Source organism: Priestia sp. YIM B13489, from assembly GCF_042787645.1.
GTDB lineage: Bacteria > Bacillota > Bacilli > Bacillales > Bacillaceae_H > Priestia > Priestia megaterium.
Genome location: NZ_JBHZOQ010000053.1, coordinates 4,599,514 through 4,619,640 on the forward strand (window position 1 = coordinate 4,599,514; position 20,127 = coordinate 4,619,640).

Consider the following 20,127-nt stretch of genomic DNA (forward strand, 5'->3'; position numbering starts at 1 on the left):
AAATAAAGTGCGAGTGAAACTTCACCCGCACTTTTCGGTGCCTTATTCATAGAAGGGATTAATTGTAAAAACAAACACAACCAACAATAATTAATAGAATGAATAATACAACGATTAACGCAAAACCACCGCCGTAGCCACCACCGTAACCACAACCACCGTAGCCAAATCCGCAGCCCATAATATTACACCCCCTCTGTTTTACTCTCTATACTGTATGTTCACTCAAATGATTTTGTATGGGCTTTTCAACTGTGTACATTAAATTTCATTGTCCAAAAGGATCTTCAGCATCTTGCTCATCAATTCTTTTTACATTTTGCTGCAGTTTCCCCTCCTGCTGTTCCATCTGCTTTTCTGCTTTTTCTACTTCGTTCATTCTCTTTCTATGTTCTCCCATCATATGCTGTTCAAAAAAACGTTCAAATTCATCGAAAAAATCCGGCATCTCTACACCTCTCTCCACTCTAATGTAAAAAAGCATTGTCCGAGTGACAATGCTTCTATTGCTTATCGCTTTGGTAACTTTGAACCACAGCCGCAACCACCTTGTTTTGGAGAAGGGTACTGGACTGGCTTAGGAATAGACTGCCCTTTCTTTACCGATTGTTTTGTCATTGGTTGTGGATGATAAGGCAGGGGCTGAGGGTATTGATTAGGATTATAATTATAATGATAATACATCATGTTTCCCTCCTTTTCACAGCATCCTATCTATAACATTATATTCAGGACTAAAGAAAGACGTTCTATCTTATTTGTCCATTTTGCGCTGCAGGGACAAAAATAAATCCGTGCTGTTTTTTGGTTTCCTTACTCTTGGCCTTTCTCCTCCCCTTTGCTCTGCCACTTCACGCAGCCGATTTTGCATTTCTTGAACGGTGCCTTGGGCTTGATGATTGTACTGTACAATGGACTGTTCGGTTTTTGATTTTTGTTCATTAACGCATGCTTTCAGCCAATCTATTTTTTCCTCTAGTTTTCTTTTTTCGTCTTCATGCTTTTGCTGTAATTCCACTAACTCTTCCTTAATATCTTCATATTCAAATTCTTGGTGCTTGAATTTTTGATATTCTTCTTTATAAAAAGCCAACTCCGACTTCAATGAAGCAATATATTTTTTCGTTTTTTCCTCACTCATGCCCTTCACTCCTCCATTATAAATAACCCACAGCTTCTAAAAAATCAGTTAAAGATGAATAACACTTTTTATTAACATGAATATGCTGTAATTGAGTTTATTATTTCCTTCATTTTTTATGCTCGCTCCAACTAGAATTTATTCCGATAAATTCCGCTTTTACTAAGGAACATAAAAGCAGGTCATTCATACACTATAGTAGTCCGATACCTAGTAATAAAAAGCGTAAAGGAAGGACAATTACAATTAGGAGGTTTAAAAATGGCAGAACTTTTTGAATCATTATGTATCCGCGTGCCTAAAGTGTACGACTGGGTTAGACGTCAAGTTGTTTTACCACAAATCTTTACGAATGATACTTCATTATTTAAAGAAGAAGCACTTAAAGATTTGGGCCATGACGTAGAAGTGGAAATTGTTTTAACAGATAGTGAAGGTCACCCTGTAGATCCTTCAGATGAAGACGCACTTGATAACGTGATTGAGCTTGTGCCACACGGTGGTCGCAGACCTAAAAAAATTGTGTTACCAGATGGAGAAGTTGTTGTTCTTCATGAAGTAAAATTATCAATTAGCGGCTTTTACCGAGTTAAGTTAATTGAATTGAGTGGACATCACAAACACGATGAGGTTGAATCTAGCGTTATTCCTTGGAAAATACATCAGACATTCTATTTATGCGCTCCGGAAGGAACAGAGCCTGTTGTACACCTTGAATCTTTTGAAGGAACTGATGGTTCTCTCAGATTATCAGATTGTCACTTACAGCAACTAAGTTTTGATCTTGTATTGTGCCTAAGTGTCCAAATTGAAAAAGATGTAAAAGTTGAAGTAGAGGGAAGCTTCTGCTATCCTCGCCCTGAAATCATTTCCACAAGCAGCTGCTCACCTATTGAATATCCACCTCAATGTGATGCTATTTTTCCTGGAAAGCCGCATCACGATGATTTTGATGGAGACGACGTAGAGTCAGACTTCGACCTTCACGACTTTGATTAACGAGATAAAAAGCCAGAGGAGAATATTTCTCCTCTTTTTTCATCGTTTACAAGCTTTGTGCATACATATAAATAAAACTGCTGTGGGCAGCTCAGGTTTACAAACTTAATTCATAGCTCAGCAGGAAAGGAGACTACTAGATGAGTCGTAACTCCCCTTCCCCTAAAGATGATTTAACACAATTAAAACAAAAGCTCATTCACTATAAATCGGAAATTCGGCACGTACAAAACCAATTAAAAAGCTATGAACGAGCTTTAGAACGAGAAAAAGAAAATACATCGTTTTGGAAGAAAAAACACGCTGAGACGCTTTCTACATCTGAAAAAGAAGTAGAAATTGAAGGATTAGAAAAAGAGCTGGATTTACTAAGAAACGAGCTTTCTGAACAAAAAATTATTGCAGAAGCATTTCGGGAAAAAGCCTCGAGAAAACAGCCCGTTATTGAAGAAAAGATCGTGGAAAAAGTAATCGAAAAAATTGTGGAGAAACCTGTGGAAAGGTTCGAAAAGAGTGATATCCTCTGTTTCTTTCAACATTCTATACTGCTGCCAGAACAAGATGAAAGCGAGCTGACGATATTCGGCAACGTAATTATTCAAAATCAAACGAGCAGTACTTTACGCTCTCCGGTGCTTTGCTTAAAAATGAAACCCACTGCTTCGGCTATATTAAGCGGGAAGATCATTGATGAAAAAGACATTGAAGTTTCCAGTATCCCCTCTTCTTCTTTAGAATGGCGCTATGCTCATCCAAAATGGAACGAAAAAATTCAAAATGACGGTGAATATTGGATCAAACCTATTAAGCAAACCGTATTAAGGCCAAAAGACAAATTACTATTTGACTCTTTTCAAGTAGTCATTCCCCTGTCCTCTGATACGACTTCATTTATTCTAGAAGGCTTTTTTTATAGCGAAGAGTGGCAAGAAGGCATCCCTTTTTTTAATAAAGTAGTGCTAAATTTCCCTTAATTATTAAAAGACATATTGATGTTCAATATGTCTTTTAACTCGTCCATTTATTTCATAAATGATTCTATGATTCCTGCACATCCTGCAATAGCTAAGATTGTAATGATAGGAATAGCAATATGCGGGAACGCTACATAACTAAAATAAATCCCTACCGCACACCATATGCCCGTACACCAATAACAGCTGATCAGCTCTCCAATCCACTTTTGCAGTCCCTTCCCTTTTATCTCTAGATAAGTTACCGTATTTCCTTGTTCATCTTGATCTTCTACAATTTTATGAAACGGCTTACGAATAAACGCTGTGATTTTATCAAAAACAATTAGACGAGTAAGTCGAAATGTTGCAAAGACAAATAATGTTAGATAAATCCATGTCATTTTCATTCCTCCGTGCATTCACAAACTTATGAAAATAAAAGCTAACGTGCTTCTTCACTGTTAGCTTTTAGAGTTACTTAAATTTTAATGATAGATATGGTCTGAATATCATGAAATGTCAATACTGTTTTCTCTTTATTAGGAGGAACGCTCACGTATAAACTTCCTTCTTTTAATTCTAAAATTGTTCCTATATATTTTTGGTTTTGACACGTAATTTCACAAATTGGCTGAGACATATGAGGCGGGAAACTGCATAGAAAATCAACTTTTTCTTTAATCGTCATAGACTGAAACATTTTATTTGGCTTTTTAGTCTCTGATTGCGGTATATCCACGGGAACAATTGAACGCTCTTCCTCTTTTTCTTGCTTAATCGCTTCCACTTTTTCTACGTCAGGCTCTTTGACTTCTTGAATGGAAGAAAAGCTGGGCTCTTCTTTTAACACGTGCTCTTTATCTATTCCTTTATTGTCTTGCTGTTTTGAACTAAAATAATATTGCATAGAACGCTGATTTTGCGTAGCGTTTGGCTGGACAATGTACATTAGCGGCTCATTTTCTTCTGACTTAGATTTTGAGTTAGTCATGAAGCATACCTCCAATTGCTTGTTATCGTTCTTTTAAAAATGTATGCTTGAACACGGAAAAACTTGTTTATTTTTTTGCGGTAGCCTTTTTAACACCAAAAGCAGCGCTGTCCTTTTATTTCCAGCATTTGAGAAAACACAATAAAAGAGGTTGAGACATAACGAAATTAATTCAATCTAAAGACGCACAAATGGGACACATGAGCTGAACCGCTTGTTACACCGCAGTTGATTTCCGTGCAAGACTTCGCTTTCCGCGGGCGGCCGATGAAACTTATTTTCAAAACAACAAAAAAAACGAACCACTAATCAAACATTTTGATCAGTGGTTCGTTTTTCACTTCAGCTAAAATAATTTTGTCCCAGCCTCTTTCTCTCATTCAATAACATAGAAAACTAAACCTACCTAGATACCTTTATCTAATTTTATACTCAAGAAGCATACGCAATTCATTCACATACGAACGAGACCCCGTTACAATCAAACGATCATCAAATTCAAGCTCTGTATCGCCATGAGGTACAATGGAATCTTTGCCTCTAAAGATTCGAACAAAAATCACATCTCCTGTAAATGGGAACTTACGAAGCTCTACCCCCTCGTATTTAGGGTTACGCATATTAATTTGATAAAGTGCTGTTTCTTGATTCGTTAAGATATTTAAAATATTTGGCGATTCGATTAAAGCTTTTAGCAATGCAGTCGTAGATAATAGCACAGAAAAAACTTCAATGTTATTTTCTTTCATCTTTTCATCTAATACAGGACTTTCTACGCGGGCAATAACCCGTTCTGTACCATATTTTTTTGCAAATAGAGCAATGTCGCTATTTCTTTCTTCTTCCCCTGTTGTTACAACTAATACATCCGCATCTAAAATCCCCATACGTATTAAAGTTTCCTTACTATATCCATCGATGTCGACGATATTAAAAATGGAATCCGACGTACGGTTTTCAATTTTGTCCTGAGTAGGATGATAAATCGTAACATCATATATATCAAGGTCCATTTCTCGAATAACCGGGAGTGTAAATTGATTTGCACCGAGCATATTAACCTTCAGCTTTCTGTCACTGATTTCTGGCTTTGGAAACAGTTTTCTAAAGATAATAGGTGTAATAATACAGGTAATAATCGCCACCAAAATCAGCGCACCGGACATTTGCGAATCAATAACACCAATATTTTCACCCACCGTTGCTGCCGCAATAACGAGTGATAAAGTCGATGTTAAAAGAAAACCCGATGCCAAAACGGTTTTCATATCATACCATTTTCTTAAGATTAACGCTGGGACTAGCTTGGATATCAACAATGCAATAAATAATAAAGGCATTAATATCAGCACTTTTTTATCACTGAACAATGACCAAACATCAAGCTTCACTCCTACCATCACAAAAAAGATAGGAATTAAAAATCCATAGCCAAACGAATCTAATTTATGAACTAAATTTTTGTTAGGAGCTAGAAGAGAAACGAGTGATCCCGCTAAAAACGCGCCTAAAATGTTTTCAACACCAATTGACTCCGAAAGGCCCACCAGAATGATAATGAGTGCAAATACGGCGCGCGTGTCGATTTGAATTGTACCTTTAGACATTGTTTCAAGAAACGATCGGTTTTTAAAATGCTTCCCTATGAAGTATAAAATCACTCCTACTCCAAATAAAATTAAAATCAACCATGTATTGCTATCTCCTGATTTATCATAGACGGAAGCAAATACGGCTAGTAAAATCATCGTGACTAAGTCCGCAATAACCGCAATCAATAAAATGGTTTGTCCAATCGGCTTTTTCATAATCTGTGCATCTTTTAATGTCGGCACTACTACTCCTAGTGAAATGGTAGAAATAATAAGCGTCATCAAAAAGGCATTATCAATAAAACCTGTCCATACAAAAACATAGGACAAAAATAGTGAAACCGCAAAGATAGCTGCAAACACTAGTATAGAAATGGAAAAAGCATTTGGCACCTTCGCTCCTGATGCCTTTTTGTCTTTTGAATTTCCTCCAGCAAAAGCAGAAAAATCAATTTCTAAACCACTTAAAAACATCAAAAAGATAAAGCCTAGAGTGGAAAGTGTTTCAAGCCACATATCCTGCTCCACAAGGTCAAAACCACTTTTCCCTATAATTAATCCCATAATAATTTCAGCCACGACTACAGGTATAATGTTGAGTTTAAACCGATGTAACAGTATAGGCGTTAAAAAGGCCAAACTAATGACGATAACAAGTGATGTAAAGGACGCGTGCTGTTCCATTAGATTCCCCTCCTTTTACCTTCGCTATTTATAAAACGAAGACGTTAGTATTCAAAATTAAAGGTTAATCATAAAAGCTTGAAGGTTCTCTGTCAACTATATGAACTGATAATGAAAATCCGACATGATTACTCATGCCGAATTCTAAAGTCCCTTCATTATTTTAAATAACTCATAAATGTTGTCGCTAGACCGAAGTAAATTAAAATACTGATAAGATCATTGATCGTTGTAATAAATGGTCCTGATGCGACTGCAGGGTCAATTTTGAACCTGTGCATGAGAAGCGGGATAAACGCTCCTGCAAGTGTAGCCACAATCAATGTTGAAAATACAGACACGCCTACCAAAGCGCCTAAAATAAGATCTCCTTGCCAAATATAAACAATTAATACAACTAAAAGTCCGCATGATGCGCCCGTAATCATTCCGGTAGCTGCTTCTCGCATTAACAGCTTAAATTTGCTTTCTTCTTCGATTTCTCCCGTCGCTAGTCCGCGAACCGCAACGGCTAGTGCCTGTGTTCCTGTATTACCAGCCATACCGCCGATCAAAGGTATAAATACAGCTAAAATAGCTACTTGATTCAAAGTATCTTCAAAACGTCCAATTAAACTCGCTGTCATCATTCCTAAAAACAGCAAAATGATAAGCCAAGGCAGCCTCTTTTTGGCCGCTACTAAAGGATTGTGGTCAATCGTATCATCTACATCACTAATACCGGCTAATTTAGAATAGTCATCCGATGCCTCTTCATCAAGAACATCCATCACATCATCAACCGTAATAATCCCGAGAAGATGCTGCTGAAAATCAACAACTGGAAGCGCAAGAAAGTTGTAATCGCGCATAATACGCGCAACTTCTTCTTGGTCTTCTGCTACTGATACGGATACGACTCGTTCATTCATAACTTCGCTTATCATCGTATCTTCATCTGCTATAATTAAATCACGAAGAGAAATAACACCTGCTAGATGCTTTTGTTCATCAATAACAAATACATAATAAATTGTTTCCGCTTCTGGAGCTTCCCTGCGTAGAATGTGCATGGCTGAATGTACGGTTTGATTTTCACGAATGGCCACAAATTCAGTCGTCATAATACTTCCAGCGGTATATTCCTCGTAATGAAGCAGCTCTTTAATTTCATCGGCTGCTTCTTCATCCATAATCGTTAAATAGCTCGCCACTTGTTCTTTATCCAATTCATTTAAGACGTCAACGGCATCATCCGCCGACATTTTCGACAGCATGTCTGCTGCAAAATTGGGATGCATTTCTGAGAGAATTTCTTGATAATCTTCTTCTCGTATCTCTACATTTTCAAAGATATCCGCCATTTCTTCCGGAGATAACATCTCGTACAGCGCAAATCTAGAAGGCTCATCTAATTCTTCAAAAAATTGAGCTTGGTCATACGTATGCATATGTAAAAATTCTTCACGAAATGCATCGATTTCATTTTTTTCTAAAAGTGATAATAAATGTTCGGCGAACCATGCCTTTTCTTCTTTTTCAATTGAATCTGTCATGTCTTCAACCTCCCTGTCGCACAAAACTCATTTAACTTTATGATGAATTTTGTTTTTTTTCAACTCACAGCTCTTTACTCTTTTCCCAATAATATATAAGTTCTACACATAGTTTGCTCCATATAAGGGTAATTTTATATCGTCAAAGGAAAAACCTTTTAAGGATGTGGATAAAAGATGAAAGTAGATATAATAGGCGATATCCATGGTTGCTATGATGAATTAAAAGCGTTAACAGAAAAACTTGGGTATGAATGGCAAGACGGGATTCCTGTCCACTCTGACGGACGGCGCCTTGGATTTGTAGGTGATTTAACAGACCGAGGACCTCATTCACTAAAAGTGATTGAGCTCGTATGGTCACTTGTAATAAAGCATCAGCAAGCTTACTACTGTCCAGGCAATCACTGCAATAAGCTATATCGCTTCTTTTGCGGTAACAAAGTGCAAATTACTCATGGATTAGAAACGACCGTTGCCGAGTACGAAGCTTTACCTTCAAGAGAACAGAAATTCATTAAAAAAAAGTTCATTGAGCTTTATGAACAATCACCTCTATATGTGCAGCTTGATCAAAACCAATTAATTATTGCTCACGCCGGTCTTAAAGCTGAATACATCGGCAGAACGGATAAAAAAGTAAAAACCTTTGTGCTATATGGAGACATTACGGGTGAAAAACATCTAAACGGCATGCCTGTCCGACGGGATTGGGCCAAACATTATAACGGAAAACCGTTTATCGTTTATGGGCATACACCCGTAGTAAAAGCCAGAAAAATTCATAATACCATTAATATTGATACAGGCGCAGTTTTTGGAGGGGCTTTAACGGCGTTTCAGTATCCTGAAAGGAATATTATATCGGTGCCTTCATCTATGCCTTACGTAGAGGAAAAATTTAATCACTTCGTGTAAAAAGAAAGTCGCTTTTCATTAAAAAAAGCGACTTTCTTTTACGATTTGAAGTTTCTGCATATCTGGCGGCAAAGGTGCTGTAAAAGACAAAGTTTTTTGTAAAAAAGGATGAAAAAAAGTGAGCTCATAGCTGTGAAGAGCTTGACGAGAAATAAGATGATTCGTTCCTCCATATAAGGTATCTCCAAGCAGTGGATATCCTTTATAAGCCATATGAACACGAATTTGGTGAGTTCTCCCCGTCTCAAGCGAAAGAGCAACTTCTGTAAAAGAAGAATACTGACGAAGCGCCGTATAGTGTGTAATAGCAAACTGCCCATCTTCTCTTACTTCCCGTTCGATGATACTTGACTCTTTTCGGCCAATCGGTGCCTCTATCGTTTCTTTGCCAACAAGCTTCCCATGAACAAAAGCTCGGTACACGCGTTTAATTTCATGTTCTTTTTGTGCTTTAGAGAATAAGTAATGAACGTGCCTATGCTTAGCGACAATAAGCAGCCCAGATGTGTCTCGGTCCAACCTATTTACAAGATGAACAGTCGAGTTAATGTTATTTTTCTCATAATAATAAAGCACAGCATTACTTAGTGACCACGTTAGATGTTCTCGAGAAGGTATACTTGGCATGTTTGGCTGCTTATTCAACACTAATATGTACTCATCTTCGTATACAATATCCAAAGGTATTGCTTTAGGAAGCAGACTTTCACTTGCTTTTTCTGGTGGAAACGCCACCTTAATTTCGTCACCTTTTTGCAGAATATATCGAACCGTTGCATGCTTTCCATTTACTTCAATTGCTCCTCCTCTGAACTTAATGTCCGTCAGAGAAGCTTTCGAAATATCATGTTCTTTTAAAAATTCACGAACCGCTACACCCTCGAAAGAATGATCTACGGTCCAACTCAACGTAAAAACTTGTTTCATTCTCTTCCCTGCCTTTAATCATCACATACAAAAGAGTCTCTGACACGCTGCCAGAAAGGAAACGCACGAAAGCGAGCAAATCGAATTTTTTCGCTTGCTACCCGAAATTGAATCGACTTTACATCTTTATGTAAAAGAGTTAAATGATCAATGGTAATTTGAAAGTCTGCGTCGTTGACAGGCTTTAACAGCGCTGTATGATGTCCAGGAAGAACCAATGGAGAACCTATCGTACGGAACACTCGATTGTTAATAGAAGCCATTTCAGCAATTTGAATAGCTTGAAGCGAAGGATGTAAAATCGCGCCTCCAAGGGATTTGTTGTAAGCTGTACTTCCCGAGGGAGTGGATACGCAAAGGCCGTCTCCTCGGAAGGTTTCAAATCGCTGCCCTTTAATTTCCACGTCCATTACTAAAGAACCTTCTACACTTTTTACCGTACATTCATTCAGAGCTAAGTATCGAGCTTCGCGTCCACCGTTGGTGTAGCGAATAATCACTTCGAGCAGTGGATACTCTACAGTCTGATAGGGTGTCTTTGCAATAGCAATCACCAGCTTCTCAATCTCATCAGGTGTCCAATCTGCGTAAAAGCCTAAATGGCCGGTATGAACCCCAATAAAAGCCGTCTTGTCAAGTCGGTTTCGATAGCGGTGAAACGCGTAGAGAAGCGTTCCATCCCCTCCTACTGACACTACAATATCAGGCTGGTTTTCATCATATTCTAAATGAAAATCTAATAAATACGTTTTCATTTTTTGCATAAGCGTATTTGATATTTGGTTGCCTTTTGATGTAATAGCAAATTTTATTTTCTCCACCTAATTCTCTCCCCCTATCCATCCAATGTACAAAGCTGTTGCTGAGTCATACCTAAGATTCTTCCGCCGATTCTTTTTTTCGTGAGAAAATAGCCTGAGCTTCTTGAATCTCACCTCGTATTTGAGACATTTCTTCATCGAGCTGAGTAGCCGCTTCAGAAGCACGCTGAAGTCGCTTTTTGATATTCTCAGGAAATTTCCCGCTGTACTTATAATTTAAAGAATGCTCAATTGTAGCCCAAAAATTCATAGCCAGTGTACGAATTTGAATTTCCACTAAAATTTTCTTTTCACCTTTAATTGTTTGAACAGGATAACATACGACCACATGATATGAACGATAGCCGCTTTCTTTTTTATGAAGAATATAATCTCTTTCTTCAATCAATTCAAAGTCTGTGCGCTGACGCAGGAGCTCTACGACCGCTTTAATATCGTCCGTAAATTGACACATCATACGGAGTCCCGCAATGTCCTGCATCTCTTCCTCTAAGCGATCGAGAGAAATTCCTTTTCGAGTCGCTTTATCCAAAATACTGGCGACAGGCTTTACTCGTCCCGTCACGAACTCAATAGGTGAATGCGTAGACTTCATATCATACTGTGAACGAATTCCTTTTAACTTCACCTTAAGTTCTTCAACGGCTTGTTTATACGGTGCTAAAAATAAATCCCAATGCCTGATCATTAATAACACCCCCCTCTTTTCTCTCTGTTACTTATTTTCTTTATCTAAAAAAACTTCCTCTACTCTTGCTACCATCTCGTCTCCATAATTCACATTTCCTTCGATGTTACTGATGAGATAAGATAGCTCTTCTTTAACGGCTGATAGCTCAATTACTTTCTTATTAATTTCTAAAAATACTTTCATATCTTTATGTAAGACGTGCTTTAAATTCGCCCAAATATTGTCACTAAGGCCAACATACATAAATTGATCATTAATATCTACAACATATACAAATGACATGTTATCTGAGTCAACAAGCATTTGTTTTGTATCTTCCAATTGTTCAATTTTTGTCTCAATAGGGTCTGCTTTTAAGTGTAATTCATTTGATTTCATCACACAGGTAGTGATGTCAATTCGATTGTGCATAAATAAACTCCTTCCAACTATACAATTCGTTACTATTTTAACACATTCCAGGAACGTTTAATAAAGGTAAAACCTAAACAATCCGTATTTCTTCATTTTCCAAGTTCCCCATCTGGATATTCCTGTTAGGAAATGTAGTTTTACTGTCTCAAAAAGTGTGATAAATTAAGATGTAAAGTGCCTTACTAAAAGACCTAAATTAAAAGGATGATTTCATTGAAACAAGAAATTGAAATTGAATTTAAAAATATAGTAACGAAAGAAGAGTTTGATCGTCTCCGCTCACACTTTCAATTAACTGAAGATCAGTTTGTTTCTCAAGAAAACCACTATTTTGATACACCTGCTTTCTCATTAAAAGACTGCGGGGCTGCCCTGCGAATTCGAAGCAAAAAAGGTAAGTTCGTTCTCACGCTCAAACAGCCTCATCAAGAGGGTCTTTTAGAAACACATGAAGCATTAACAAATGAACAAGCTAAAGAATTGCTAGATGGCAGTGCCAAGATTCCGTCAACAATTCAACAGCTTATTACTGATTTACAAGTTGATAGCCATGCGCTAACTTATTTTGGCACTTTGCGTACAAGTCGAGCAGAAATTCCATATAAAAATGGGTTACTTGTACTCGATCATAGCTTTTATCTAGGTGCTGAAGATTATGAACTTGAATACGAAGTAACCGATGCCAATGAAGGAGCAAAACATTTTGAGCAATTGCTTACGGAGCTTGATATTAAAAAGAAACCAACGGAAAACAAAATTCGACGGTTTTACAAGCGAAAGTATACGTTAATGGATGGAGAATAAATTTATGAGCATGAATATTAACAAGTACATGTCTTCCGTTCAATTTCCTGGAACGCAGCCATTTTCAGTTAACAACCAGCTGCCAACAGCTAACGTGATGCTTGGTACAACTTTACTCTCTGTATTTGCTCAGCTTTTTCAAGACTATGTCAATCAAGAGCCTCAAATGAGTACCAATCTTTACTTGAAAGCAGCGCAGTTGTTTCCATCTACGGCAGTTCAAATGCAGTCCGAGCCATCTGTTTTTTCTTCAGGTGAGGCAGCGGCTTCAAATGCTGCCTTACCGGCACAAAAAAACCAAGCGGCAAAGGCCAGTTCTCAGGATGTACAAACGATCATTACAGAAGCAGCTGCACGCTACCAGCTGGATCCTAAACTTATTCGTTCTGTTATTAAACAAGAATCAAACTTTAATCCATCTGCCAAAAGTTCTGTAGGAGCGGCTGGGCTTATGCAGCTAATGCCAGCAACCGCTAAAGCTCTTGGTGTAGAAGATCCGTACGACTCCAAGCAAAATGTATTTGGAGGAGCCAAATATCTTCGACAAATGTTAGATAAATACAATGGAAACGTGAAATTAGCGTTGGCGGCCTATAATGCTGGACCAGGTAATGTTGATAAATACGGCGGAGTACCTCCTTTTCAAGAAACGCAAAAATATGTAAATAAAATTATGTCTTCTTATCTTGTGTAAAAGAGCCAAATCATTCGCCACTTGAACATGGAATGGCTGTAGTTTGCCGAGGTTACACTATATAAATAGAAGGAAACGTTTGTGAAAGTATTCCTTTGTTTCTCATAATTAGTGATTCGCCACAGCATCATAGACTTTTCTTATGTAAAATTCCACTTTATCTCTTTTCCAGTAGAAGAAGTAAGCGGATAGTTTGAGTTAACGAAATGACACTGCTAAAATTAAGGAAAGTAAAAAACACCAAAGAGTTAAGACGTATATTTCTTATAACAAAGGAGTTATCAACATGAGAGAAAAAATCCACTCCCCTTACGAATTATTAGGCGGTGAACATACGATTTCAAAACTTGTTGATGCTTTTTATACACGCGTTGGAAAACATCCTGAGCTCGCGCCAATTTTTCCTGATGATTTAACAGAAACAGCACGAAAGCAAAAGCAATTTCTGACACAATATTTAGGAGGGCCTTCGTTATACACTGAAGAGCATGGTCACCCTATGCTGAGAGCTAGGCATCTTCCTTTTGAAATTACACCGTCAAGAGCCAAAGCCTGGCTGACGTGTATGCATGAAGCAATGGACGAAATTAATTTAGAAGGCCCTGAGAGAGATGCACTTTATCATCGTCTTATTTTAACTGCCCAACACATGATTAATTCACCGGAACAGACAGATGAGAAAGGATTTTCACATTGAGTAACCTAAATAGCCAATACCCATCCTTGCATCAGCTTTGTCAAGGTTCAAATAAAAAACCGCTTGAAATCTATGTATTTGTTGACCCTCTTTGCCCGGAATGCTGGGCACTCGAGCCTATTCTAAAGAAGTTACAAATAGAATATGGTCAGCTGTTATCCCTCAAGCATGTGCTTGGCGGAAACTTACAGCAATTAAATATTGGAGCACAGCAGAAATTTGAACATATTGCAAAATCGTGGGAGAAAACTGGAAGCCGATCAGGTATGTCATGTGACGGCAATCTGTGGCTTGAAAACCCAATCGATACTCCTTACGCTGCATCAATTGCGATTAAAGCGGCCGGTCTGCAAGGAAAGAAACAGGGCATTCGCTTTTTGAGAAGACTTCAAGAAGTAGTATTTTTAGAAAAACAAAATGTTACAGAAGAATCTGTCTTAATACAATGTGCAAAACATGTGGGGCTAGATGTTGATGAATTTGTAAAAGATTTGCATTCAGATTATGCTGCGAAGGCCTTTCAATGTGATTTAAAAATCACATCGGAAATGGATGTCGATGAGATTCCAACTCTTGTGTTCTTCAACGAAAAAGTTGAAGAAGAAGGCATTAAGATATCAGGATACTATTCGTACGAAACATATGTACACATCATTAAAGAGATGTTAGAAATTGACCCAGATCCAGCTTGTCTTCCGCCTCTTCGTTCATTTTTAAGCTATTTTCAATTTGTTGCTTCAAAAGAAGTTGCAGTTGTGTATGGTTTATCATTAGAAGAGGCTGAAAAGGAATTGAAAAAACTTCAGCTTCAGCAAGTGGTTGAGAGAGTTCCTGTCAAATACGGCACCTTTTGGAGAAGTACTGAAAAGAGCTGTTAATCATTAAATGTTGATGCTTATCCTAAGCATTAACTAAACAAAAAAGACTTGGCTTTCGCCAAGTCTTTTCGTTTGTCTTAAGACAACAAGGGGATGGGAGAAATTTTTCACGGTCAAACAAAGGGGTATATGTTTGTTTTGTGATAAACTTCACGATTAATACTATAGCAAATTATGTCGACTTTTGGCAACCCCTTTTTTTAATTTTATTCACTTTTTTATAAAAAAACTTCATAAACAGCCAGATTCACTCATATAGTACAACCAATTATGCTTTTAATAGAGGTGTTAACTATGAAAATTGCTGGAATTACTCTAGGGGTTGTTATTCTTTTGGTTTCTTTTTTATTCTATATTTTATCTCTTATGCAGCTTGTCCCTCTCATTATCGCAGGCCCTCTCTTATTTTTAGCTATCCTTATTATTTTTACATTGCTTAACAATCACAACAAATTTCGAGGATTTAAAAAATGAAGCAGGATACAGCTCCTGCTTCATTTTAATTTTATTGATTTAATAAACGTTCCATTTCCGTTAATTTCTCTTCAAATACAGCTAGCGCTTCTTCAATAGGCTGAGATGTTGTCATGTCAACTCCTGCTTTTTTCAACACTTCAATTGGATAATCAGAGCTTCCTGACTTTAAGAAACCTACATAGCGCTCAACAGCTGCATCTCCTTCTTCAAGGATTTGCTTGCTTAATGCCGCTGCTGCACTGAATCCTGTAGCATATTGATAAACGTAGTAATTGTAGTAGAAATGCGGAATACGAGCCCATTCTAATCCAATCTCTTCGTCAATCACTAAGTTGTCTCCAAAATACTTTTTATTTAAGTCATAATATAATTTTGTTAATAATTCAGGTGTAAGCGGCTCTCCGTTTTGAGCGCGCACGTGCACATCGTGCTCAAATTCAGCAAACATCGTTTGACGGAATACCGTACCGCGGAATCCTTCCAGATAATGGTTAAGTAAGTACAAGCGCTGCTTTTCATCATCAATCGTTTTTAGTAAATAATCGTTTAGAAGCGCTTCATTACACGTTGAAGCTACTTCTGCCACAAAGATTGAATAATCTCCGTAAGGATATGGCTGCGTTTTTCTTGTGTAATAACTGTGTACAGAATGGCCAAATTCATGGGCTAGTGTAAACAAGTTATTTACATTATCCTGCCAGTTCATTAAGATATAAGGATTGGTGCCATACGTTCCTGAAGAATAAGCACCGCTTCGCTTGCCTTTGTTCTCATGAACGTCTACCCAACGGTTTTCAAATCCTTCTTTTAACACGTTAAGGTAGTCTTCACCTAGTGGTTTCAGGCCTTTTAAAATATAATCTTTTGCTTCTTCATAGGTTACTTCCATTTTTACGTCTTTTACTAAAGGCGTATAGAGATCATACATATGAAGCTCTTCAATTCCCAATACTTTCTTACGTAAATCAATATATCGATGCAATAAATGCAAATTATCGTTCACTGTTTTAACTAAGTTATCGTATACTTCTTCTGGAATGTTATTTGTGCTAAGAGCTGAGTGACGAGCTGAATTATAGTGACGAACGCGGGCACTAAAATTATCTTTCTTCACCGTACCGCTTAACGTACTTGCAAACGTATTTTTAAATTTACCGTACGTTTCGTACACCGCTTTAAACGCTTCTTCTCGTACGCGGCGATCGCTGCTTTCTAGGAAACGAATATAGCGCCCGTGCGTAATTTCTACTTCTTCTCCATTTTCATCTTTAATGGAAGGGAATTCTAAATCTGCGTTGTTTAGCATTCCAAACGTGTTGCTTGAAGATCCTAGCACTTCAGAAGCCTGAGCAAGAAGCGCTTCTTCGCTTTCTGATAAAATGTGCGGACGCTCGCGAGTAATTTCATCTAATGCATGAGCATATAACTTTAGCTCTTTATGTTCCGCCATGTATTGTTTAATTTTTGATTCTTCAATAGACAAAATTTCTGGTGTTACATACGATAGTGCACTTGCAATTTGGGTATAAAGTGTTTTGATACGATCATTTAACCCTTGATAAAAAGAGTTAGTGGTATCTTGATCGTAGCGCATATGAGCATATGTATAAAGTTTACTAACGCGCATTGTGAGCTCGTCTTGCTCTTGAAGAGCGTCGTATAAAGTTTGAGCGGACTCTCCAAGTTTCCCTTTGAATTTTTCCATTTGGGGAATAAGAGCTTTTACTTCTTCAAATTCTTTTTCCCATGCGTCATCTGAAGCAAAAATATCCTCTAGTTTCCACGTATCTTCTACTTTTATCTCGCTTCTACTTGGTAACTTTTTTACTTTTGATTGTTCACTCATGGTCATCCCTCCATCTTTTTCTACCTGTCTATAACTGTTCGCTTTTTCTAAGGCGAATCCTTTTTATTTCTTTCGTTATTGTATGTTGTTTTAAAAGAATTAATCAAAAGTCAGTACGCTTTTGAAAAAAGGATTCTTTCTTAAGCGTACTGATTTTCAGTGATTATGTCACTTCTTTTGCTTGATTTAACCACCTTTTCATCATTTGTCCATCTTCTAAAAAAGCATCAGATGTTTGCTTTGGAATCGTGTAGGGCCTTCTGATTTTGTATAACCCAGAAGTTATATACGTTAGCATCCCTAGCCGGCATAATACCTCTATATACTCAAACAGGGGCTGTTCCACAGCAACAGGGGCCATTGGCAAAGACCGAAATACAATATGCCTCTTATGAATTCTGTTGAGCCATAGCCGGCCTAACTCTTTTTCTGTAACTAAATCCCCTACTTGCTTGTGCTGCATTAAATCGAGAAGCAGCCACGTTTGCCATACAGTAGCAGACGTTTCAACCATGTATAAAGAAGGCAGCGGCATGCCTGCTTCTGCTGGAATATGGGAGGGAGGAATATTTTTTTCATAAAGAGCGTGTAAAAAAGGCTGAAGCTTCTGATTAGGATAAAGGATATAATGCGTTCTCCATGCCTTCTTTTTCTTTATCCACGAAGAGAAAAATTGAGGTTGTGTATGTGTAGAAAAAAGATCATGAAAGGTATGCTCGTAAGGAGAGAGCACGACAAGCTGTGCATAACAAATCTGAGATGAAAAAGGAATAAGATGTTCAAGTTTCAACAGTTGATTAGTAGAAGGTGAAAAATAAAGAAGTGTGGGCGTATAATCGGAAAGAGTAAGAAACTGCCACTCTTGAAAAGAAAGTTGATACATATAAGTGGATAAGCGCTTCATTCTTTTTGCCCCCATAATCCAAAGGGGCATATAATTTCCTTTCTCATAATGAATAGAACGTTTGGTTAGCGCTGAGGAAGATAAGGAAGCACATTGAAATTCGATTGCATATTTTTGCGAGGGCGTATCTACAAGAAGATCTGGACGCTGCATAATGTCAGGAAGATAACTTTCTAACTCGACTTCAAGATGAGAACTAAACCAGTGAAACAGCTTTCGTTTTCCGTCGAGATGATAATCTGTTTCACCTTCATGCTGAGCGACGCACGTTTTTTTCAGGTGCGCAAAATGAGGGATTTTTTTTGTACCTACCTTTAACTGTACAGGGGATTGACAAGAGGGACAGTAGAACTGCTTTTCTTTTTTCCACAGCTTAAGCTGTTCAAGCGAAAAGCGCTGAGCTAGTGAAATGAGGCCTTCTTCTGTTTGGGCAACTAACAATCGTACATTTCTCCTTCCTATAATAGCGAGCTATATTCTTGTATTCGACACCTTTCTACTAAACCCTTTTCTTTCAGAAAAAAACCACATTGCACCGTACGCAATGTGGTTTACAGCGATTATAATAGCGGTGAAAGCAAACGAGCTGTTGACTCAAATAGCCGCTGTATAAATGGCCGCTTTTCAAAGTCTTTAAAGTGAAGCTCACTCGTTTCTTCTAAATCTTGCATATATTCATATACGAGCTTTTGAGTACTAGCTGTGCGATATAAAAAAGCATTTACTTCAAAATTCAAATGAAAGCTTCTCATATCCATGTTAGCTGTTCCAATAGAGGCAATTTCTCTATCAACAATCACAATCTTGCTGTGCATAAATCCTTTTTTATACTCGTAAATTTTCACACCTGCTTCTAGCAGCTCCGGAAAATAAGAGCGTGATGCATGAAAAACAATTTTTTTATCGGGCTTCTGAGGTACAAGAAGCCTTACATCTATACCGCTTAGAGCAGCTACTTTGAGGGAAGTAAAAATATCTTCATCAGGTATGAAGTAGGGAGAAGCAATCCAAATGGACTCTTTCGCAGACGTAATCATCGAAAAAAATAAGTGTTTGATAATTTCCCACTCACGGTCTGGTCCGCCGGCAATCATTTGAACACCGCCGCACTTTTCCATATCAATGTCAATTAAATCCGGTGATAGATACGTTTGAGTAAGCATCGTCTGACCCGTCATATAATACCAGTCCTGCAAAAAAATAAGCTGCAATGAACGAACTGCCTCACCCTTCACCATCAAATGGGTATCTCTCCAAAAGCCAAAATGCCGACTTTTCCCGAGATATTCATCACCAATGTTCAAACCTCCTACAAATCCAATTGTTCCATCAATGACTACAATTTTACGATGATTACGGAAGTTGATTTTATTATTGAGAAATGGCAGTCTGACCGGCAAGAATGGAATCATTTCTACGCCCGCGTTTCTTAACTCGTGAATATAATGCGGTGAAAGCTGAAAACTGCCCACGGCATCGTACAAGAAACGTACATAAACTCCTTCTTGTACCTTCTGAATTAAAATATCTTTAATTTGTTCTCCTAAGTGATCATGTCGTACGATGTAATACTCTAAGTGGATATGATGCCTTGCATGCTTTAATGATTCCATAATTTCGTGAAACGTCTCTTTTCCATTCGTCAATGCGCGCGTATCTGATGAAAAAGAAATTGGACTCTTGCCAAGCCTGACGGCTAGCTTCAGCATTTGCTTTCTACTGGTACCCAACTGTTCAAAGTGATTTTCTAATATACCGGAATCTCTTTCCATCTTTAAAAGCACCTGTTCATCCAGCTTTGCTTTTTTAGCAAATAAACGCCGTTTTCGCGTATTGCGTCCAAATAATAAATAAAAAAAGAACCCTATTACCGGGAAACCGCCTAATACTACGAGCCACGTTAGCGTTTGAGTTGGATGACGGTTTTCTAATGAAATAACAAGACCGATGAAAACAACACTAATCGTAATTAAGATACTTAGCACGCCAATAAATTTACCGTCCCAATATCCTTTTGTAAAATAAAGCAAAGCAATAATACCAATAACAAAAATTAAAAGCTGTAATCTATTTTTCAACTTGTTTTCACCTATCCTAAAACCAATCTTTCATCATTAATAACAGGTCTCTATACCGTTATTATCCTCAAACTTGTTAT

The 20,127-nt window shown here is 37.7% G+C and carries 22 protein-coding genes; 7 read left to right on the forward strand and 15 right to left on the reverse strand.

Annotated elements, in window-relative coordinates; all coding sequences use genetic code 11:
- Positions 1 to 58: 58 nt before the first annotated feature.
- The 4 genes from ACFX4W_RS29470 to ACFX4W_RS29485 form a co-directional block, all read right to left on the reverse strand.
- Positions 59 to 181: a YjcZ family sporulation protein gene (locus ACFX4W_RS29470; RefSeq protein WP_013055448.1), complete on the reverse strand. Its 123-nt coding sequence runs from the start codon at positions 179 to 181 to the stop codon at positions 59 to 61.
- Between the two features lie 87 nt (positions 182 to 268).
- On the reverse strand, positions 269 to 448 hold the full coding sequence (locus ACFX4W_RS29475; protein WP_043980438.1) for a hypothetical protein: 180 nt from the start codon (positions 446 to 448) through the stop codon (positions 269 to 271).
- Between the two features lie 62 nt (positions 449 to 510).
- Positions 511 to 687, reverse strand: a complete 177-nt coding sequence (locus tag ACFX4W_RS29480; RefSeq protein ID WP_164797097.1) for a hypothetical protein — start codon at positions 685 to 687, stop codon at positions 511 to 513.
- 67 nt (positions 688 to 754) lie between these two features.
- Entirely contained in the window at positions 755 to 1,141 is a 387-nt protein-coding gene (locus ACFX4W_RS29485; RefSeq protein ID WP_043980440.1) for a hypothetical protein, read from the reverse strand.
- Between the two features lie 261 nt (positions 1,142 to 1,402).
- Between ACFX4W_RS29485 and ACFX4W_RS29490 the strand changes: the two genes are divergently transcribed.
- Complete coding sequence (locus tag ACFX4W_RS29490) at positions 1,403 to 2,140, forward strand: BMQ_0737 family morphogenetic spore coat protein (RefSeq protein WP_043980442.1); 738 nt, start codon at positions 1,403 to 1,405, stop codon at positions 2,138 to 2,140.
- A gap of 140 nt (positions 2,141 to 2,280) precedes the next feature.
- Positions 2,281 to 3,114, forward strand: coding sequence for an OmpH family outer membrane protein (locus tag ACFX4W_RS29495; protein ID WP_043980444.1), 834 nt, complete (start codon positions 2,281 to 2,283; stop codon positions 3,112 to 3,114).
- 47 nt (positions 3,115 to 3,161) lie between these two features.
- On the opposite strand, the gene ACFX4W_RS29500 is transcribed toward ACFX4W_RS29495, so the two are convergent.
- The 4 genes from ACFX4W_RS29500 to mgtE form a co-directional block, all read right to left on the reverse strand.
- Positions 3,162 to 3,497: a DUF1360 domain-containing protein gene (locus ACFX4W_RS29500; protein ID WP_280559086.1), complete on the reverse strand. Its 336-nt coding sequence runs from the start codon at positions 3,495 to 3,497 to the stop codon at positions 3,162 to 3,164.
- A gap of 77 nt (positions 3,498 to 3,574) precedes the next feature.
- Positions 3,575 to 4,087: a CotO family spore coat protein gene (locus ACFX4W_RS29505; RefSeq protein WP_043980452.1), complete on the reverse strand. Its 513-nt coding sequence runs from the start codon at positions 4,085 to 4,087 to the stop codon at positions 3,575 to 3,577.
- A 416-nt stretch (positions 4,088 to 4,503) separates the two neighbouring features.
- Positions 4,504 to 6,363 carry a monovalent cation:proton antiporter family protein gene (locus ACFX4W_RS29510; RefSeq protein WP_043980454.1) on the reverse strand — a complete coding sequence of 620 codons (1,860 nt, stop codon included), beginning with the start codon at positions 6,361 to 6,363 and terminating at the stop codon, positions 4,504 to 4,506.
- Between the two features lie 158 nt (positions 6,364 to 6,521).
- Entirely contained in the window at positions 6,522 to 7,898 is a 1,377-nt protein-coding gene (gene mgtE / locus ACFX4W_RS29515; protein ID WP_043980456.1) for a magnesium transporter, read from the reverse strand.
- Positions 7,899 to 8,075: 177 nt separating this feature from the next.
- Here mgtE and prpE point away from each other — a divergent pair, with 177 nt between their 5' ends.
- Entirely contained in the window at positions 8,076 to 8,816 is a 741-nt protein-coding gene (gene prpE / locus ACFX4W_RS29520) for a bis(5'-nucleosyl)-tetraphosphatase PrpE (protein WP_043980458.1), read from the forward strand.
- A gap of 18 nt (positions 8,817 to 8,834) precedes the next feature.
- On the opposite strand, the gene ACFX4W_RS29525 is transcribed toward prpE, so the two are convergent.
- From ACFX4W_RS29525 to ACFX4W_RS29540, 4 genes are all read right to left on the reverse strand, one after another.
- Complete coding sequence (locus tag ACFX4W_RS29525) at positions 8,835 to 9,743, reverse strand: RluA family pseudouridine synthase (RefSeq protein WP_013081773.1); 909 nt, start codon at positions 9,741 to 9,743, stop codon at positions 8,835 to 8,837.
- Between the two features lie 14 nt (positions 9,744 to 9,757).
- Positions 9,758 to 10,555, reverse strand: coding sequence for an NAD kinase (locus ACFX4W_RS29530; protein ID WP_025749877.1), 798 nt, complete (start codon positions 10,553 to 10,555; stop codon positions 9,758 to 9,760).
- A gap of 61 nt (positions 10,556 to 10,616) precedes the next feature.
- Positions 10,617 to 11,252, reverse strand: a complete 636-nt coding sequence (gene yjbM / locus ACFX4W_RS29535; RefSeq protein WP_028407486.1) for a GTP diphosphokinase — start codon at positions 11,250 to 11,252, stop codon at positions 10,617 to 10,619.
- A gap of 27 nt (positions 11,253 to 11,279) precedes the next feature.
- On the reverse strand, positions 11,280 to 11,666 hold the full coding sequence (locus ACFX4W_RS29540) for a UPF0738 family protein (protein WP_043980462.1): 387 nt from the start codon (positions 11,664 to 11,666) through the stop codon (positions 11,280 to 11,282).
- A gap of 216 nt (positions 11,667 to 11,882) precedes the next feature.
- Here ACFX4W_RS29540 and ACFX4W_RS29545 point away from each other — a divergent pair, with 216 nt between their 5' ends.
- From ACFX4W_RS29545 to ACFX4W_RS29560, 4 genes are all read left to right on the forward strand, one after another.
- Positions 11,883 to 12,473, forward strand: a complete 591-nt coding sequence (locus ACFX4W_RS29545; protein ID WP_043980463.1) for a CYTH domain-containing protein — start codon at positions 11,883 to 11,885, stop codon at positions 12,471 to 12,473.
- Between the two features lie 4 nt (positions 12,474 to 12,477).
- Positions 12,478 to 13,167, forward strand: coding sequence for a lytic transglycosylase domain-containing protein (locus ACFX4W_RS29550; protein ID WP_043980465.1), 690 nt, complete (start codon positions 12,478 to 12,480; stop codon positions 13,165 to 13,167).
- Positions 13,168 to 13,453: 286 nt separating this feature from the next.
- On the forward strand, positions 13,454 to 13,864 hold the full coding sequence (locus ACFX4W_RS29555; protein ID WP_043980467.1) for a globin domain-containing protein: 411 nt from the start codon (positions 13,454 to 13,456) through the stop codon (positions 13,862 to 13,864).
- Between the two features lie 26 nt (positions 13,865 to 13,890).
- Positions 13,891 to 14,742, forward strand: coding sequence for a ClpXP adapter SpxH family protein (locus ACFX4W_RS29560; RefSeq protein WP_013081767.1), 852 nt, complete (start codon positions 13,891 to 13,893; stop codon positions 14,740 to 14,742).
- A 505-nt stretch (positions 14,743 to 15,247) separates the two neighbouring features.
- On the opposite strand, the gene pepF is transcribed toward ACFX4W_RS29560, so the two are convergent.
- The 3 genes from pepF to cls all read right to left on the reverse strand — a co-directional run bounded on the left by pepF (position 15,248) and on the right by cls (position 20,047).
- Positions 15,248 to 17,065, reverse strand: coding sequence for an oligoendopeptidase F (gene pepF / locus ACFX4W_RS29565; protein ID WP_028407481.1), 1,818 nt, complete (start codon positions 17,063 to 17,065; stop codon positions 15,248 to 15,250).
- A gap of 163 nt (positions 17,066 to 17,228) precedes the next feature.
- Entirely contained in the window at positions 17,229 to 18,410 is a 1,182-nt protein-coding gene (locus tag ACFX4W_RS29570) for a competence protein CoiA (RefSeq protein WP_043980469.1), read from the reverse strand.
- A gap of 119 nt (positions 18,411 to 18,529) precedes the next feature.
- Entirely contained in the window at positions 18,530 to 20,047 is a 1,518-nt protein-coding gene (gene cls / locus ACFX4W_RS29575) for a cardiolipin synthase (protein ID WP_013081764.1), read from the reverse strand.
- Positions 20,048 to 20,127: the final 80 nt, after the last annotated feature.

Bases quoted from the DNA above. Each gene is read 5' to 3' on its own strand.
- prpE (WP_043980458.1), top strand. From the start codon at position 8,076: ATGAAAGTAGATATAATAGGCGATATCCATGGTTGCTATGATGAATTA.
- ACFX4W_RS29485 (WP_043980440.1), bottom strand. From the start codon at position 1,141: ATGAGTGAGGAAAAAACGAAAAAATATATTGCTTCATTGAAGTCGGAG.
- mgtE (WP_043980456.1), bottom strand. From the start codon at position 7,898: ATGACAGATTCAATTGAAAAAGAAGAAAAGGCATGGTTCGCCGAACAT.
- ACFX4W_RS29480 (WP_164797097.1), bottom strand. From the start codon at position 687: ATGATGTATTATCATTATAATTATAATCCTAATCAATACCCTCAGCCC.
- pepF (WP_028407481.1), bottom strand. From the start codon at position 17,065: ATGAGTGAACAATCAAAAGTAAAAAAGTTACCAAGTAGAAGCGAGATA.
- ACFX4W_RS29500 (WP_280559086.1), bottom strand. From the start codon at position 3,497: ATGACATGGATTTATCTAACATTATTTGTCTTTGCAACATTTCGACTT.
- ACFX4W_RS29470 (WP_013055448.1), bottom strand. From the start codon at position 181: ATGGGCTGCGGATTTGGCTACGGTGGTTGTGGTTACGGTGGTGGCTAC.
- ACFX4W_RS29550 (WP_043980465.1), top strand. From the start codon at position 12,478: ATGAGCATGAATATTAACAAGTACATGTCTTCCGTTCAATTTCCTGGA.
- yjbM (WP_028407486.1), bottom strand. From the start codon at position 11,252: ATGATCAGGCATTGGGATTTATTTTTAGCACCGTATAAACAAGCCGTT.
- ACFX4W_RS29490 (WP_043980442.1), top strand. From the start codon at position 1,403: ATGGCAGAACTTTTTGAATCATTATGTATCCGCGTGCCTAAAGTGTAC.
- ACFX4W_RS29540 (WP_043980462.1), bottom strand. From the start codon at position 11,666: ATGCACAATCGAATTGACATCACTACCTGTGTGATGAAATCAAATGAA.
- ACFX4W_RS29475 (WP_043980438.1), bottom strand. From the start codon at position 448: ATGCCGGATTTTTTCGATGAATTTGAACGTTTTTTTGAACAGCATATG.
- ACFX4W_RS29555 (WP_043980467.1), top strand. From the start codon at position 13,454: ATGAGAGAAAAAATCCACTCCCCTTACGAATTATTAGGCGGTGAACAT.
- ACFX4W_RS29525 (WP_013081773.1), bottom strand. From the start codon at position 9,743: ATGAAACAAGTTTTTACGTTGAGTTGGACCGTAGATCATTCTTTCGAG.
- ACFX4W_RS29505 (WP_043980452.1), bottom strand. From the start codon at position 4,087: ATGACTAACTCAAAATCTAAGTCAGAAGAAAATGAGCCGCTAATGTAC.
- ACFX4W_RS29510 (WP_043980454.1), bottom strand. From the start codon at position 6,363: ATGGAACAGCACGCGTCCTTTACATCACTTGTTATCGTCATTAGTTTG.
- ACFX4W_RS29495 (WP_043980444.1), top strand. From the start codon at position 2,281: ATGAGTCGTAACTCCCCTTCCCCTAAAGATGATTTAACACAATTAAAA.